The 14,236-nt window shown below is 72.3% G+C and carries 14 protein-coding genes and 1 tRNA gene; 8 read left to right on the top strand and 7 right to left on the bottom strand.

Features of this window, described 5'->3' with window-relative positions; translation table 11 throughout:
• Nucleotides 1–65: 65 nt before the first annotated feature.
• Both PSQ21_RS05075 and PSQ21_RS05070 read right to left on the bottom strand, forming a co-directional pair.
• Nucleotides 66–1,463: a GntP family permease gene (locus PSQ21_RS05075; RefSeq protein ID WP_274029201.1), complete on the bottom strand. Its 1,398-nt coding sequence runs from the start codon at nt 1,461–1,463 to the stop codon at nt 66–68.
• Nucleotides 1,464–1,474: 11 nt separating this feature from the next.
• Nucleotides 1,475–2,002, bottom strand: coding sequence for a gluconokinase (locus PSQ21_RS05070; protein ID WP_274029200.1), 528 nt, complete (start codon nt 2,000–2,002; stop codon nt 1,475–1,477).
• Nucleotides 2,003–2,134: 132 nt separating this feature from the next.
• On the opposite strand from PSQ21_RS05070, the gene PSQ21_RS05065 reads away from it, so the two are divergent.
• From PSQ21_RS05065 to PSQ21_RS05055, 3 genes are all read left to right on the top strand, one after another.
• A complete protein-coding gene (locus PSQ21_RS05065) occupies nt 2,135–2,836 on the top strand; it encodes a FadR/GntR family transcriptional regulator (RefSeq protein WP_274029199.1) in 702 nt (233 codons plus the stop codon).
• Between the two features lie 70 nt (nt 2,837–2,906).
• Entirely contained in the window at nt 2,907–3,992 is a 1,086-nt protein-coding gene (locus tag PSQ21_RS05060; RefSeq protein WP_274029198.1) for an S-(hydroxymethyl)mycothiol dehydrogenase, read from the top strand.
• The gene (locus PSQ21_RS05055; RefSeq protein ID WP_274029197.1) at nt 3,992–4,621 is read left to right on the top strand and encodes an MBL fold metallo-hydrolase; all 630 of its coding nucleotides are present in this window, start codon (nt 3,992–3,994) and stop codon (nt 4,619–4,621) included. The genes PSQ21_RS05060 and PSQ21_RS05055 overlap by 1 nt, the downstream gene beginning before the upstream one ends.
• Before the next feature lie 7 nt (nt 4,622–4,628).
• Here PSQ21_RS05055 and PSQ21_RS05050 read toward each other — a convergent pair whose 3' ends face one another.
• Together PSQ21_RS05050 and PSQ21_RS05045 are read right to left on the bottom strand one after the other, a co-directional pair.
• The gene (locus PSQ21_RS05050; RefSeq protein WP_274035644.1) at nt 4,629–5,567 is read right to left on the bottom strand and encodes an RluA family pseudouridine synthase; all 939 of its coding nucleotides are present in this window, start codon (nt 5,565–5,567) and stop codon (nt 4,629–4,631) included.
• A 62-nt stretch (nt 5,568–5,629) separates the two neighbouring features.
• A tRNA-Leu gene (locus PSQ21_RS05045) sits at nt 5,630–5,717 on the bottom strand.
• A 184-nt stretch (nt 5,718–5,901) separates the two neighbouring features.
• Here PSQ21_RS05045 and PSQ21_RS05040 point away from each other — a divergent pair.
• The 3 genes from PSQ21_RS05040 (at nt 5,902) to PSQ21_RS05030 (ending at nt 8,574) form a co-directional block, all read left to right on the top strand.
• Nucleotides 5,902–7,236, top strand: coding sequence for a M20/M25/M40 family metallo-hydrolase (locus PSQ21_RS05040; RefSeq protein WP_274029196.1), 1,335 nt, complete (start codon nt 5,902–5,904; stop codon nt 7,234–7,236).
• A gap of 152 nt (nt 7,237–7,388) precedes the next feature.
• Nucleotides 7,389–7,622, top strand: coding sequence for a chaplin ChpH (chpH, locus tag PSQ21_RS05035; RefSeq protein WP_274029195.1), 234 nt, complete (start codon nt 7,389–7,391; stop codon nt 7,620–7,622).
• A 139-nt stretch (nt 7,623–7,761) separates the two neighbouring features.
• Nucleotides 7,762–8,574 (top strand): chaplin family protein, encoded by an 813-nt coding sequence (locus PSQ21_RS05030; RefSeq protein WP_274029194.1) that lies wholly within the window; start codon nt 7,762–7,764, stop codon nt 8,572–8,574.
• 70 nt (nt 8,575–8,644) lie between these two features.
• Here the strand turns inward: PSQ21_RS05030 and PSQ21_RS05025 are convergent, their stop codons facing one another.
• Nucleotides 8,645–8,833 carry a DUF5703 family protein gene (locus PSQ21_RS05025; protein WP_097868327.1) on the bottom strand — a complete coding sequence of 63 codons (189 nt, stop codon included), beginning with the start codon at nt 8,831–8,833 and terminating at the stop codon, nt 8,645–8,647.
• 47 nt (nt 8,834–8,880) lie between these two features.
• Here PSQ21_RS05025 and PSQ21_RS05020 point away from each other — a divergent pair, with 47 nt between their 5' ends.
• Nucleotides 8,881–9,546, top strand: coding sequence for a hypothetical protein (locus PSQ21_RS05020; RefSeq protein ID WP_274029193.1), 666 nt, complete (start codon nt 8,881–8,883; stop codon nt 9,544–9,546).
• A gap of 91 nt (nt 9,547–9,637) precedes the next feature.
• Here the strand turns inward: PSQ21_RS05020 and PSQ21_RS05015 are convergent, their stop codons facing one another.
• Entirely contained in the window at nt 9,638–11,953 is a 2,316-nt protein-coding gene (locus PSQ21_RS05015) for a helix-hairpin-helix domain-containing protein (protein ID WP_274029192.1), read from the bottom strand.
• Nucleotides 11,950–12,933, bottom strand: coding sequence for an aldo/keto reductase (locus PSQ21_RS05010; RefSeq protein WP_274029191.1), 984 nt, complete (start codon nt 12,931–12,933; stop codon nt 11,950–11,952). Before PSQ21_RS05010 ends, PSQ21_RS05015 begins: the two co-directional genes overlap by 4 nt.
• A gap of 138 nt (nt 12,934–13,071) precedes the next feature.
• Here PSQ21_RS05010 and PSQ21_RS05005 point away from each other — a divergent pair, with 138 nt between their 5' ends.
• On the top strand, nt 13,072–14,121 hold the full coding sequence (locus PSQ21_RS05005) for an LLM class F420-dependent oxidoreductase (RefSeq protein ID WP_274029190.1): 1,050 nt from the start codon (nt 13,072–13,074) through the stop codon (nt 14,119–14,121).
• The last annotated feature ends 115 nt before the right edge of the window (nt 14,122–14,236 follow it).

Genomic DNA, 14,236 nt, shown 5'->3' with positions numbered 1-14,236 from the left:
GTACGCGAAACGCCCGCCCCGGTGCCGTACCGGGGCGGGCGTCCGTCATTGCCGTACGGGAGGGGCTACAGCAACAGCGACAGCAGCAGGATGAAGGCCATGGCCACCACGGAGATGATCGTCTCCATCACCGACCAGGTCTTCACGGTCTGACCCACGTCCATGCCGAAGTACTCCTTCACCAGCCAGAACCCGGCGTCGTTCACATGGCTGAAGAAGAGCGAACCGGCGCCGACGGCCAGCACCAGCAGGGCCGCGTGCGAGGCCGACATGTCGGCGGCCAGCGGGGCGACCAGACCGGCGGCCGAGATGGTGGCGACGGTGGCCGAGCCGGTGGCGAGGCGGATCGCGACGGCGATCAGCCAGCCGAGCAGCAGGGCCGGGATCGACCAGTTCTCGGAGAACTCCAGGATCATCTGGCCCACCCCGGCGTCGATCAGCGTCTGCTTGAAGCCGCCGCCCGCGCCGACGATGAGCAGGATTCCGGCGATCGGGGCGAGGGACTTCTCCACGGTGCCGGCCAGCCGGTCCTTGGTGAATCCGGCGGCCCGGCCGAGTGTGAACATCCCGACGAGGACGGCCGCGAGCAGGGCGATCAGCGGCGACCCGACGACCGAGGTGACCTTCTGGAGACCGTTCTCGGGGTTGTCGACCACGATCTCGACGAGCGCGTTCAGCAGCATCAGGACGACCGGCAGCAGGATGGTCGCCAGGGTCGCGCCGAAGCTCGGACGGCGGTCCAGGTCCTCGGAGGGGCGCTGCGGGATCATGTTCTCCGGCGGCTTGATGTCCACCCAGCGCGCGGCGTAGCGGGAGAACACCGGACCGGCGATGATCACCGTCGGGATGGCGACCAGCACGCCGAGCGCCAGCGTCACGCCGAGATTGGCGTCCAGGGCGTCGATCGCGACCAGCGGGCCGGGGTGCGGGGGGATCAGCCCGTGCATCACGGAGAGCCCGGCCAGCGCCGGGATGCCGATCCGCATCAGGGAGTAGTTGCCGCGCTTGGCGACGAGCAGCACGACCGGGATCATCAGCACGATCCCGACCTCGAAGAACAGCGGCAGACCGATGATCGAGGCGATCAGGACCATCGCCCAGGGCATGACCCGGCCGCTCGCCTTCGCGAGGATGGTGTCGACGACCTGGTCGGCCCCGCCCGAGTCGGCGAGCAGCTTGCCGAGGATCGCGCCGAGCGCGATCAGGACGCCCACGCCCGCGACGGTGGAGCCGAGGCCCGCGGTGAAACTGGCGATCGTGTCGGCCGGGGCGGCTCCCGCGAAGGAGCCGAGGGCCAGCGAACCGATGGTCAGCGCGAGGAACGCGTGCGTCTTGAGCTTGGTGATGAGGAGAACGATGACGGCGATGCCCGCCAGGACGGCGATGCCCAACTGAGCGTTGCCTGCCGAGGTGATCGGTTCGGCGGCTTCCGCTGCCAGCATCTCGACGCTGAGACTGGTCACGGTGAAGGTCCTTAACTATCGAGCCGGCGCAGCGCGGCGACGGCTCGGCCGGTGATTTCCTCGGGTGTGCCGGACACGTCGACGCTCACCCCGGCCTCGTCGGCCTGGAGCGGCTGCAGCGTCGCGAACTGCGAGTCGAGCAGTGCGGTGGGCATGAAGTGGCCCTTGCGGTCCGCCATCCGCTCCTCGATCAGCGCCCGGTCACCGGTCAGATGCAGGAAGACGGCGTCCGGCGCCCCCTCCCGCAACCGGTCCCGGTAGACGCGCTTGAGCGCGGAGCTGGAGACGACCCCGCCGAGTCCCGCCCGCCCGAGCGCCCACGCGCCGATGGCGTCCAGCCACGGCCACCGGTCGTCGTCGTCCAGCGGGGTGCCGGCCGACATCTTGGCGATGTTCGCCGGGGGATGAAAGTCGTCGCCCTCGGCGTACGGAACGCCGAGTTCGGCGGCGAGCAGGGGGCCGATGGTGGTCTTGCCGGTTCCTGCCACACCCATCACCACGACGACGTGGGGGGTGTTCACGGGGGGTGCGGTGTTCATGGGGGTGTCTCGCTGTCTTCTTCGACATCGGTCCGTCGCGCTACTGAAACCTATTAGGTACGACTTATTCAAGAGTCTGTGACGTAAACGTCGTACTTATTGTTCCCGGGGGTCGCGCCGTAGGCTTGGACCATGACCACACAGAGCCAGGGGCTGCATACGCATGTGCTGGACACCCTGGGTCTGGAGATCTCCTCCGGCCGGTTCCCGCCCGGCAGCGTCCTGCGCACCGACGAGCTCGCCCAGCGCTTCGACGTCTCCCGTACGGTCGTGCGCGAAGTGGTCCGGGTCCTGGAATCGATGCACCTGGTCGAGTCCCGCCGCCGCGTCGGTGTGACGGTCCGCCCCACCGAGACCTGGAACGTCTACGACCCCCAGGTCATCCGCTGGCGTCTCGCCGGCGCCGACCGCCCCCGCCAGCTGCGCTCCCTCACCGTGCTGCGCTCCGCGATCGAACCGGTCGCGGCGTCCCTCGCCGCCCGCCACGCCACCGCCGCGCAGTGCGCCGAACTCACCGAACGCGCCCTCGGCATGGTCGCCACCTCGCGCGGCCAGCAGCTGGAGGCCTACCTCGAACACGACATCGCCTTCCACCGGATCGTCCTCAACGCCTCCGGCAACGAGATGTTCGCCCGGCTCGGGGACGTCGTCGCCGAGGTCCTCGCGGGCCGCACCCACCACCAGGTGATGTTCGAGGACCCCGACCCGGCCGCCGTCACCCTGCACGTCCGGCTCGCCGAGGCGGTCCGCGAGGGCGAGGGCGAGGCCGCCGAACGGATCACCAAGGAGATCGCGGTCGGCGCCCTGCACGAACTGGACGTCCTCGCTCCGTAGCGGCCCTCCCAAGGCGTACGGTTGACCGCGATCGATCTTCGCGAAGCGCGGGAGCAGGGAGAGCAGGGTTATGGCACAGCAGGTGCAAGGCGTCATCGCACCGGGGAAGAACGAGCCGGTCAGGGTCGAGACGATCGTGATCCCGGACCCCGGCCCCGGCGAGGCGGTCGTGAAGATCCAGGCGTGCGGCGTCTGCCACACCGACCTGCACTACAAGCAGGGCGGCATCAACGACGAGTTCCCCTTCCTCCTCGGCCACGAGGCCGCGGGGGTCGTGGAGTCGGTCGGCGAGGGCGTCACGGACGTCGCCCCCGGCGACTTCGTCGTCCTCAACTGGCGTGCCGTGTGCGGCCAGTGCCGCGCCTGTCTGCGCGGCCGCCCCTGGTACTGCTTCGACACCCACAACGCCAAGCAGAAGATGACCCTGCTCGACGGCACGGAGCTGTCGCCCGCGCTGGGCATCGGCGCGTTCGCCGAGAAGACCCTCGTCGCCTCCGGCCAGTGCACCAAGGTCGACCCCGAGGTCTCCCCGGCCGTCGCCGGACTGCTCGGCTGCGGCGTCATGGCGGGCATCGGCGCCGCCATCAACACCGGCCAGGTCGGCCGGGGCGACTCCGTCGCCGTCATCGGCTGCGGCGGCGTCGGCGACGCCGCCATCGCCGGAGCCCGGCTGGCCGGCGCGGCGAAGATCATCGCGGTCGACATCGACGACCGCAAGCTGGAGACGGCGAAGAAGATGGGCGCCACCCACACCGTCAACTCCCGCTCCGCCGACCCGGTCGAGGCCATCCGCGCCCTCACCGACGGCAACGGCGCCGACGTCGTCATCGAGGCCGTCGGCCGCCCGGAGACCTACCAGCAGGCCTTCTACGCCCGCGACCTCGCGGGAACGGTCGTCCTCGTCGGCGTCCCGACCCCGGAGATGAAGCTCGAACTGCCGCTCCTGGACGTCTTCGGCCGCGGCGGCTCGCTCAAGTCCTCCTGGTACGGCGACTGCCTGCCCTCCCGCGACTTCCCGATGCTCGTCGACCTCCACCAGCAGGGCCGTCTCGACCTCGCCGCCTTCGTCACCGAGACCATCGGCCTGGGCGACATCGAGCAGGCCTTCGCCCGGATGCACGACGGCGACGTCCTCCGCTCGGTGGTGGTCCTCTGATGTCCGTCCGCATCGACCATCTGGTCACCTCCGGCACCTTCGCCCTCGACGGCGGCGAGTGGGACGTCGACAACAACGTGTGGATCGTCGGCGACGACACCGAGGCGATCGTCATCGACGCCGCCCATGACGCCGCCGCCATCGAGGCCGCGCTCGGCGGCCGGACGCTGCGCGCCATCGTCTGCACCCACGCGCACAACGACCACATCGACGCCGCCCCCGCCCTCGCGGCAGCCACCGGCGCCCCGATCCTGCTCCACCCGGACGACCTGCCGCTCTGGCAGCAGACCCACCCGGACCACACCCCCGACGGCATCCTCTCGGACGGCCAGGAACTGACCGTGGCGGGCACCACGCTCACGGTCCTGCACACCCCGGGCCACGCCCCCGGCGCGGTCTGCCTGTACGCCCCCGAGCTGGCCACGGTCTTCACCGGCGACACCCTCTTCCAGGGCGGCCCCGGCGCCACCGGCCGCTCCTTCTCGTCGTTCCCCACGATCATCGACTCGATCAGGGACCGGCTGCTCACCCTCCCCGGCGACACCGCCGTCCGCACCGGCCACGGCGACCCCACCACCATCGGCGCGGAGGCCCCGCAGCTCGACGAGTGGATCAAGCGCGGCCACTGAGCGCCTCTCACCCCTCCGGCCAGGCGGAGAGCCGCAGCCCGCTCTCGAAGCGGCGCGGCTCCCCGCCGACCGGATCGGTGAACTCCAGAACCCGGGCCAGCAACTGCAACGGCCGCGAGAAGTCGTCAGCGGCCCCTTCCTCCTCCACCACCGGATACAGCGGATCGTGGACGATCGGCAGCCCCAGCGCGTTCATATGGACCCGCAGCTGATGCGTCCGCCCGGTAGCGGGCAGCAGCCGGTACCGCCCGAGCGGCCCCCGGCGCTCCACCAGCTCCACCCGGCTCTCACTGTTCGCCTCGCCCGCCTCCTCCCGGGCGGCGAGCACCCCGCGCTCCTTCACGATCCGGCTCCGCACGGTCCGGGGCAGGAGAAGCTCCGGGTCGTACGGGGCCAGCGCCTCGTACTCCTTGCGCACCAGCCGGTCCCGGAACAGCGTCTGGTACGCGCCCCGGTCCCCGGGCCGCACCACGAACAGCACGAGCCCCGCGGTCAGCCGGTCCAGCCGGTGCGCCGGCTGCAGGGCGGGCAGGTCCAGCTCCCGCCGCAGCCGGGCCACCGCGGTCTCGGTGATGTGCCGCCCCCGGGGCATGGTCGCCAGGAAGTGCGGCTTGTCGGCGACGACGAGACGCTCGTCCCGGTACACGACGCCGACCGGGAACGGCACAGGTTCCTCCGGCGCGAAGTCCCGGTGGAACCAGAGACACCGCCCCGCGGCGTACGGCTCGTCGCCCCGCACGGCGACCCCGTCGGCCCCCACGAACCGCCCGGCCGCCAGCATCTCCGTAACCCGGTCCGCCCCGATCGCCCCGCCGAACCGCGCGACCAGATGCTCCCCGACGCAGCCCCGGAGCCCGTCGGGATCCTCCGGCAGCCGCACCCGCACCGCGTCGATCCCGTTCCGCTGGGGGAGCGGCGCGGGAGGCGGCTTCCTGCGACCCCGCATCATCGCCCCTCTCCGTGGTCGCCCGGTGACGCAAAAGAGCCCCACCGAAGTGGGGCTCCTGCTGGTGTCCGAGGGGGGACTTGAACCCCCACGCCCGATAAAGGGCACTAGCACCTCAAGCTAGCGCGTCTGCCATTCCGCCACCCGGACAAGGTGTCTGTCTCGCGGGCCCGTGCCCGTTCCGACGTGGAAAACCATAGCAAACATTCGAGGGTGCTCGATCACGCCCCGATGGCGGTGAACGGTGCGTGACGGGGGGTGTGCGGCCTTGGGCGGGGGCCGTGGGCGCGGGAGGATGAGAAGGAGCACCACAGCGACAGTGGAAGGAACCAGCGTGAGCGACAGCAGCACGGGCAAGGCCGTCACCGGCGGCAACGCCGAGAGGGAGGTCGTCGACCTCTGTCGTGACCTGATCCGGATCGACACCAGCAACTACGGCGACCACTCCGGCCCCGGTGAGCGGCTCGCGGCCGAGTACGTCGCGGAGAAGCTCGCGGAGGTCGGCCTGGAGCCGAAGATCTTCGAGTCGCACAAGGGGCGGGCCTCCACGGTCGCCCGGATCGAGGGCGAGGACCCCTCGCGTCCGGCGCTCCTCATCCACGGGCACACCGACGTCGTCCCGGCCAACGCGGCGGACTGGACGCACGACCCGTTCTCCGGGGAGATCGCGGACGGCTGCGTCTGGGGCCGGGGCGCGGTCGACATGAAGGACATGGACGCGATGACCCTCGCGGTCGTCCGCGAGCGCATGCGCACCGGCCGCAAGCCCCCGCGCGACATCGTGCTCGCCTTCCTCGCGGACGAGGAGGCCGGCGGGACGTACGGGGCGCGCTACCTCGTCGACCACCACCCCGGGCTCTTCGAGGGTGTCACCGAGGCGATCAGCGAGGTCGGCGGTTTCTCGTTCACCGTCAACGAGAACCTGCGGCTGTATCTGGTGGAGACGGCCCAGAAGGGCATGCACTGGATGAAGCTGACCGTGGACGGCACCGCCGGGCACGGCTCGATGATCCACAAGGACAACGCCATCACGGAGCTGTCCGAGGCGGTCGGGCGGCTGGGCCGGCACAAGTTCCCGGTGCGGGTCACCAAGACGCTGCGGCACTTCCTGGACGAGCTCTCCGACGCGCTGGGCACCGAGCTGGACCCGGAGAACATGGACGAGACCCTCGCCAAGCTGGGCGGCATCGCCAAGCTCATCGGCGCCTCCCTCCAGAACACCGCCAATCCCACGCAGCTCGGCGCCGGCTACAAGGTCAACGTCATCCCGGGGCAGGCGTCCGCCCACGTCGACGGCCGGTACCTGCCCGGGTACGAGGAGGAGTTCCTCGCGGACCTGGACCGGATCCTGGGGCCCAACGTCCGGCGCGAGGACGTGCACGCGGACAAGGCCCTGGAGACCACGTTCGACGGCGCGCTGGTCGACGCCATGCAGACCGCGCTGGTCGCCGAGGACCCCATCGCCCGTGCCGTGCCGTACATGCTCTCGGCCGGCACCGACGCCAAGTCCTTCGACGACCTCGGCATCCGGGGCTTCGGCTTCGCCCCGCTGAAGCTGCCGCCGGAGCTGGACTTCGCCGGGATGTTCCACGGCGTCGACGAGCGGGTCCCGGTCGACGGTCTGCAGTTCGGCGTGCGGGTGCTCGACCGGTTCATCGACCACTCCTGACCGCTCCGTGCCCGATTCACTATCGATTCGTCCACCTGTGCGGACATGTCCGAACGAGTGAAACGGGCCGTTCACACGTAGCCCCGCCACCTCCTCCTCGTTACAAGGTGTGCGGTCCGCGGCTGGGACCGCATTTCCAACTAGGAGGAAACATGATCAAGAAGGTCGTCGCAGTTGCGGCTGCTACGGGTGGCCTCGTTCTCGCGGGTGCGGGCATGGCTTCCGCCGACGCGGGCGCCCAGGGTGCTGCCATCGGCAGCCCCGGCGTGCTCTCCGGCAACGTCGTCCAGGTTCCGGTCCACGTGCCGATCAACGTGTGCGGCAACACGGTCAACGTGATCGGTCTGCTGAACCCCAGCTTCGGCAACACCTGCATCAACGCCTGACGTTGAACGTCAACCCGTAAGGGTTTGAGCTCGACCGGTCCCGGAGTGCACACCATGCGCTTCGGGACCGTTCGGCATTCGGCTCCCGCACGGTCATGTCCGGGGGCTTTTCGGAAGCCAGAAGGCAGGAAACGAACCTATGCGACAGGTCACTCGTAAAGGCCTGATCACCATGGCGGCTGCGGGCGGAGTGCTCGCGCTGAGCGGCGGATACGCCCACGCCGACTCCGGGGCGGCCGGTACCGCCTCCGGCTCACCGGGCGTGCTGTCCGGGAACTCGGTGCAGGTCCCGATCGACATCCCGGTCAACGTCTGCGGCAACTCCGTCAGCGTCGGCGGTCTGCTGAACCCCGCTTACGGAAACGACTGCGGAAACGGATCAGCAGCGTCCGACCGCTCCGGGCACAGCTCGGCGGCTCCCCAGGAACGCTCGGTCCCCGGCGGCTCCGGCAACGGCGCCCGGGCCGGCGACACCACTGCCTCGGACGGCCACTCCGGCGCGTCGGACCGGCACTCCGAGCCCGGCACCGGCCGTCACCGGGCCCCGGGCGGCGGCGCCACGGCCGAGGGGACCGCCCAGGGCTCGCCCGGCATCCTCTCCGGCAACACGGTCCAGGCACCGATCGACATCCCCGTGAACGTCTGCGGGAACAGCGTCACCATCGGCGGACTGCTGAACCCCGTCTTCGGCAACAGCTGCTCCAACGACGCAGAGGTTCCGCCCCCGTCGCCCGAGCAGCCGGAGAAGCCCCCGGTCACGCCGGAGAAGCCGGTCGTCCCGCCGGCCAACCAGCCCCCCGAGCCGAACGCCCCCGAGCCCCAGCACTTCCCTGAGGAGCAGCTCGCGCAGACCGGTGGGGGCGGGCTCGAACTGCTCATCCCGGCCAGTGCGGGACTGCTGCTCGCCGGCGCGGGATCGGTTCTCTACCGCCGCTCGCGCAGCGCCGCCTGATCCGGGCGCGTACCGCACGGCACAGCCCGGACGACGGAGCGGGCCCCGCGAATGCGGGGCCCGCTTCCTGTCACCAGCTGGCCCGCAGCTGACGGATGATCCGTCTGCGCAGCCGCACTCTGCGGCTGCCGTCCCTGCGGAGCGTCAGGCGGTCCAGCTCCCAGTGTCCGTACTCGGCGTGGTCGGTCAGGAGTCGGGCCGCTTCCTTGCGGGAGACCCCGCGCGGCACGTACACGTCGACGAATTCGTATTCCGGCATCGCATCTATTGTGCGGGCAGAGCCCCGGTACGGATAGCGTCTGCACTATGTCTGATGCTGCGCAGCCCACCGCTGCCGAGGTACGTGCCGCCGCCGAGGCGGTCAAAGCCGCGATCGACCGTCACCTCGACGCGGTCGAACGCCGTACCGGGGACGACGACCCCGCCGTCTACGACGCGTTCAACGCCCTTGCCGCTGCCGCCGAGGTCTACGACGAACTCCTCTACGAGCGCTACGACGAAGTCACCCCCTTCGAGATCCCCGGCGCGGACGACTCCCTGCCTCCCTACGCCGGTCCCGCGGAGCCCAGCGCGCTCAGCGTCCTGATCCGGCGCGACTACGTGGTCGCGGAGCCCCCGCGTCTGCTCGCACAGGCTCAGCGCCTCGCCGACCTCGACGCGGGTCCGGGCGGCGGGCAGGACACGGCCCCGGTGGTCGGCACCAGCGTCCACGCCGCGCTCGGTGTGCTCTTCGGCGAGTTCGAACCGGACGAGATCGCCTCCCGGCACACGGAATTCGGCCTGGAGGAGGGCGACTCCACCCTCTGGGTCTCGGCCGGGGAAGCACCGCCGGAGCCGGGGGAGTGGCTCGGCGCCCCCTTCGAGGACGCCGACCCCGAACTGGTGGTCTGCCGCTTCGACGTCAGCGCGGTCTTCGACGAGGAGGACGAGTCGGACGAGGACTTCGCCGGGCCCTCGGCGGGCCGCCTCTGACCCTCCTTCCCCGCTCCCGCACCGGACGTGACGGTGGGGCCCCGGCGCGCAGCGCACCGGGGCCCCACCGCTGTCCGGACCGGCTCAACGCTCAGGACGACGCCTCGGGCGTCGGGAGCGCCTCCAGCAGCGCGCGCAGCCGGGTCGTCCGCTCCTGGGCCGGGACCTGCGCCACCGCGTGCGGGAGCGCCTGGTCCACCCCGTGGACCACGGACAGATGCCGCTCGCCCCGGCCGAACGCGGTGTACACCCACGGCCTGCTCAGCCCCTGCGCCGCGTCGCCCGGCAGCACCACGACCGCGGCGGGCCAGCGCATCCCGGCCGCCTGATGCGCGCTGAGGGCCCAGCCGTGCCGCACCGACGTCTCCACCCGCTCCTGCGGTACGACGACGGGGACACCCCCGCAGTCCAGCCGCAGCCCCTCGGCGTCGGCCGAGCGCACCACCCCGGGCACCGCCCGGCCGGGCGCGGGCACATGGACCACGCGGTCGCCCGGATCGAAACCGCCGAACCGGCCGGGGCCCGGGTTGAGCCGTCGCTTCAGCGCCTCGTTCAGCACCCTGGTCCCGGCGGCCCCGCCGTGGCCCACGGTGATCACCTGGGTCTCCTCGGCGGGGATGGAGAACGCCCGGGGCACCGAGTCGGCGACCAGCTGCACGGTGCGGTGGACGGCCTCGCCCGCGTCGCGGACCGGGACGATCACCACCTCCTTGCCCGGGGCGTCGACCTGGTTCAGCTCGCCGATGCCGATACCGGAGACCAGCTCGCCGATCGGCCCGGGATCCGGGGTGCGGGAGACGACCTGCGGACAGGCGCGGGACGCCAGCACATCGGCGAAGACCCGCCCGGCGCCCGCGGAGCCCAGCACGCCGGGGTCACCGCTCAGCACCAGCCGGGCTCCGTCGGCCAGCGCCTCGACCAGGACCGCCGCACCCTCCACGTCCAGCTGCGGGGCGTCCAGCACGACCAGCAGGTCCAGGGCCAGCGCCCCGTCCTCGTCCCGGCCGGGGCCCTGCGCACCCGACAGCAGGCCGGCCAGCGTGACCGCCGCGTCCGGATCGCCGGTGGCCGCCGCGAGCCGCCGGCGGCCGTCCTCGCTGTGGGTGGCTCCCAGGGCCCGCAGCCCCAGGCCGCGCGCCGCCGCGATCAGGGCGGCGGGCTCGGCCCGGGCCGCCTCGCCGCCGCTGTGCGCGACCAGTCCGGCCGCGGCGGTCGTACGGATCAGCTCCGCGGCCGACGGGCTCGGGGCCGCGGCGGCCGCCTCCGCCCAGTCGGCGGCCTTCTCACAGGCGTTGACCAGCCGGGCCAGGCCGTCGGCGAGGCTCTCCTCGGCCAGCGCGTAGCGGTCCAGGCCCAGCAGCACCTGGACCGGCTCCCGCTCGGTGTCGGCGGCCTCCGCGAGGCCCGCTTCGTCCGCTTCGCCGTCCATCGTCCCGGTGTCGTCCGTCGCCGGCTCGTCGTCCTCCTGGAATACCAGGGCGACGCCCTCCTCGACGGCGTCCCGCACGGCCGCGTCCGGATCGCCCACCGCACGCTCGGCGAGCGCGGCCCGTACGGCCCGGGCGTCCAGGGCCGTGTGGCCCTGGAGGGCCGCGCGCTCCAGCAGCCAGCCGACCAGGGCCGCTGTCCTGCGGCCGTCGTCCGGGCCGCAACCGGCGCCCAGCAGGGCTCGCGCGAAACCGTCGGCCTGTTCCGGCCGCACGCCGGACACGGCCAGCAACTGCCAGGGGTCGGTGCGCAGCAGCTCGGCCGCCTGCTCACCGAGCGCGTCCACGGCCGGGCGGGCCAGCGCCTCGGGGGCCTCGCCCTCCGCGAGCACCGCGCGCACCGCGTCCAGGGCCTCCGGCGCGGCGGCCCGTGCCACGGGGGCGGCCTCGGGCACGGGGGTCCGGGGCGGCTGCGCGGCGGCCGGTGCGGGGCGCCGGGCGGCCGGGGGCGTGGCGGGCCGGTCGAAGAACGCGGTGCCCGCCTTTTCGCCGCTCTCCACGGCCCGGACGGCCGCGAGCAGATCGGCGGCCGTGCCGCTCAGACCCGTGCCGGCGGCGATGGGCGCGGCTTTCTCCGCCTTGCGCTTCTCGATCCGCTCGCGCAGCTCGCGCTGGGCGGCCAGCTCGGCCTGCGCCTCCGAGAGCTCGGCGGCGGGAGCGGCCTCGGCGGTCGCCCCGGCCTCGGCGCCGTCCTCTCCGTCCTCCGCGCCGTCCTCCCCGTCGTCCTCCGCGTCCTCCGAGGTGCCCGAGGGCTCGAAGCCTTCAGGCGCATCAGGCGCGTCGGGCGCATCAGGCGCATCAGGCGCGTCGGGCGCTTCGGCGTGCTCGGGGCCTTCGGCACCGGCATCGGGCGGGGACACGGTGTCCTGTGGTGTGTCCGTGCCGACGGTGCCGGGGGTCTCCCCGGGAAGCGCAGTCACAGCGTGCTCCAGTCCTGGTCGGGATAGCGGTGCACGGGCGCCGACACATCGTCGAGCGCCTGGCAGATCTCGTAGGGAAGACTAAGCGCCTCCACCGACAAAGCCTCCGCGAGCTGCCCGGCGTTGCGCGCACCGACGATCGGCGCGGCCACCCCGGGCCGGTCCCGGACCCAGGCGAGCGCCACCTGGAGCGGGCTCGTCGCCAGGCCGTCCGCCGCCGTCACCACCGCGTCGGTGATGCGGCCCGCCGCGTCGTCGAGATACGGCTCGACGAACGGGGCGAGCCGGGTCGACGCTCCCCGGGAGTCGGACGGGGTGCCCTGGCGGTACTTGCCGGTGAGCACGCCGCGCCCCAGCGGCGAGGACGGCAGCAGCCCGATCCCCAGGTCCAGCGCCGCGGGCAGCACCTCGCGTTCGATGCCCCGCTGGAGCAGCGAGTACTCCATCTGCGTACTGGCCAGCCGGGTGCGCACCCCCGGCGCGGCGAGCTGCCAGGTGGCGGCCTTCGCCAGCTGCCAGCCGCAGAAGTTCGACACGCCCGCGTACCGGACGCGGCCGGAGGACACGGCCAGGTCCACCGCCTGGAGGGTCTCCTCCAGCGGGGTCGCCGGGTCGAAGGCGTGGACCTGCCACAGGTCCACGTAATCCGTGCCGAGCCGCTCCAGGGACGCGTCCAGGGCGGCCAGGAGGTGCCCGCGCGAACCGTTGAAACGGCGATAGGGGTCCGGGACGTTGCCGGCCTTCGTGGCGAGGACCAGATCCTGACGGGGGACCAGGCTCCCGACGAGCCGCCCGAGCAGATACTCGGCCTCGCCGCCCCCGTACACATCGGCGGTGTCCACCAGGGTGCCGCCCGCGTCCCAGAAGGCCTTCAGCTGGTCGGCGGCGTCGTGCTCGTCCGTGTCCCGGCCCCAGGTGAGGGTGCCGAGCCCGATCCGGGACACGCGAAGGCCGGTACGGCCGAGATGCCTCTGCTCCATGGGCGCTGAGATTACTGGCCGGGGCCCCACCGGGTGGAGGCCTGTGGACAACCGGAGGTCCGCCGGGCCTGCCGGATCCCCGTCACCCGCGCTAGAGTCCGGGGCAAGGGACGTTACTGATCAGTAAGGGGAGCGGTTATGCGGCTCGGCATCAATCTCGGTTACTGGGGCGCCGGCATGGACGGCGACAACCTCGCCGTCGCGCAGGAGGCCGACCGGCTCGGCTACGACGTCTGCTGGGCGGCCGAGGCGTACGGCTCCGACGCCCCGACCGTACTGACGTGGGTCGCGGCCCAGACCGAGTCGATCGACGTCGGCTCCGCGATCATGCAGATCCCGGCCCGCCAGCCCACCATGACGGCGATGACCGCCGCCACCCTCGACTCGCTGTCCGGCGGCCGCTTCCGCCTCGGCCTCGGGGTCTCGGGCCCCCAGGTCTCCGAGGGCTGGTACGGCGTGAAGTTCGACAAGCCGCTGGCCCGCACCCGGGAGTACGTGGAGATCGTCCGCAGGGCGATGACCCGCGAGCGCCTGTCGTACGAGGGGGCGCACTGGACACTGCCGCTCCCCGGCGGCCCGGGGAAGCCGATCAAGCTCACCGTGCACCCCCAGCGCGAGCACATCCCGCTCTACATCGCCGCGATCGGCCCCAAGAACCTGGAGCAGACCGGAGAGATCGCCGACGGCGCCCTGCTGATCTTCCCCTCCGCCGAGCACTTGGAGGAGACCGCGATCCAGCCGCTGCGCGCGGGCCGGGAGAAGGCCGGCAGGACGATGGAGGGCTTCGATGTCAGCCCGACCCTGCCGCTCGCCGTCGGCGACGACGTGACCGGCCTCGCCGACATGTTCCGTCCGTACACCGCCCTGTACGTCGGCGGCATGGGCAGCCGGAAGCAGAACTTCTACAACCAGCTCGCCCAGCGCATGGGATACGAGAAGGAGGCCGCCGAGATCCAGGAGAAGTACCTCGGAGGGGACAAGGCGGGGGCCGCCGCCGCCGTGCCGCACCAGCTGATCGACCAGACCTCGCTGCTCGGCCCCGTCGAGCGGATCGCCGACCGGATGCAGGCCTACTCCGCCGCCGGGGTCACCACGCTCAACCTCGCCCCGGCCGGCTTCACCCTGGAGGAGCGGCTCACCGCCCTGCGCGCCGGCACGGACGCCCTGGAGCGCTCCGGACTCGCCTGACGGGTCCCGGACAGCACTACGGCCGTGGTGGGGGCTCGGGGGTCTTCCCCGCCACGGCCGTCATACGGAACAACGCGCCGCGCGCCCGGGAGTTACGCCGCCGCGCCGGGCGCTG

Origin of the sequence: Streptomyces sp. MMBL 11-1 (genome assembly GCF_028622875.1) — a bacterium.
GTDB lineage: Bacteria > Actinomycetota > Actinomycetes > Streptomycetales > Streptomycetaceae > Streptomyces.
Note: the sequence above shows the minus strand (reverse complement) of the source record. Positions and strands in the feature narration are given on the sequence as shown.

What these genes read in the sequence shown, in the direction of transcription:
- PSQ21_RS05070 (WP_274029200.1), bottom strand. Translation starts at nt 2,002, where the DNA reads ATGAACACCGCACCCCCCGTGAACACCCCCCACGTCGTCGTGGTGATG.
- PSQ21_RS05065 (WP_274029199.1), top strand. Translation starts at nt 2,135, where the DNA reads ATGACCACACAGAGCCAGGGGCTGCATACGCATGTGCTGGACACCCTG.
- PSQ21_RS05060 (WP_274029198.1), top strand. Translation starts at nt 2,907, where the DNA reads ATGGCACAGCAGGTGCAAGGCGTCATCGCACCGGGGAAGAACGAGCCG.
- PSQ21_RS05055 (WP_274029197.1), top strand. Translation starts at nt 3,992, where the DNA reads ATGTCCGTCCGCATCGACCATCTGGTCACCTCCGGCACCTTCGCCCTC.
- PSQ21_RS05050 (WP_274035644.1), bottom strand. Translation starts at nt 5,567, where the DNA reads ATGCGGGGTCGCAGGAAGCCGCCTCCCGCGCCGCTCCCCCAGCGGAAC.
- chpH (WP_274029195.1), top strand. Translation starts at nt 7,389, where the DNA reads ATGATCAAGAAGGTCGTCGCAGTTGCGGCTGCTACGGGTGGCCTCGTT.
- PSQ21_RS05030 (WP_274029194.1), top strand. Translation starts at nt 7,762, where the DNA reads ATGCGACAGGTCACTCGTAAAGGCCTGATCACCATGGCGGCTGCGGGC.
- PSQ21_RS05025 (WP_097868327.1), bottom strand. Translation starts at nt 8,833, where the DNA reads ATGCCGGAATACGAATTCGTCGACGTGTACGTGCCGCGCGGGGTCTCC.
- PSQ21_RS05020 (WP_274029193.1), top strand. Translation starts at nt 8,881, where the DNA reads ATGTCTGATGCTGCGCAGCCCACCGCTGCCGAGGTACGTGCCGCCGCC.
- PSQ21_RS05010 (WP_274029191.1), bottom strand. Translation starts at nt 12,933, where the DNA reads ATGGAGCAGAGGCATCTCGGCCGTACCGGCCTTCGCGTGTCCCGGATC.
- PSQ21_RS05005 (WP_274029190.1), top strand. Translation starts at nt 13,072, where the DNA reads ATGCGGCTCGGCATCAATCTCGGTTACTGGGGCGCCGGCATGGACGGC.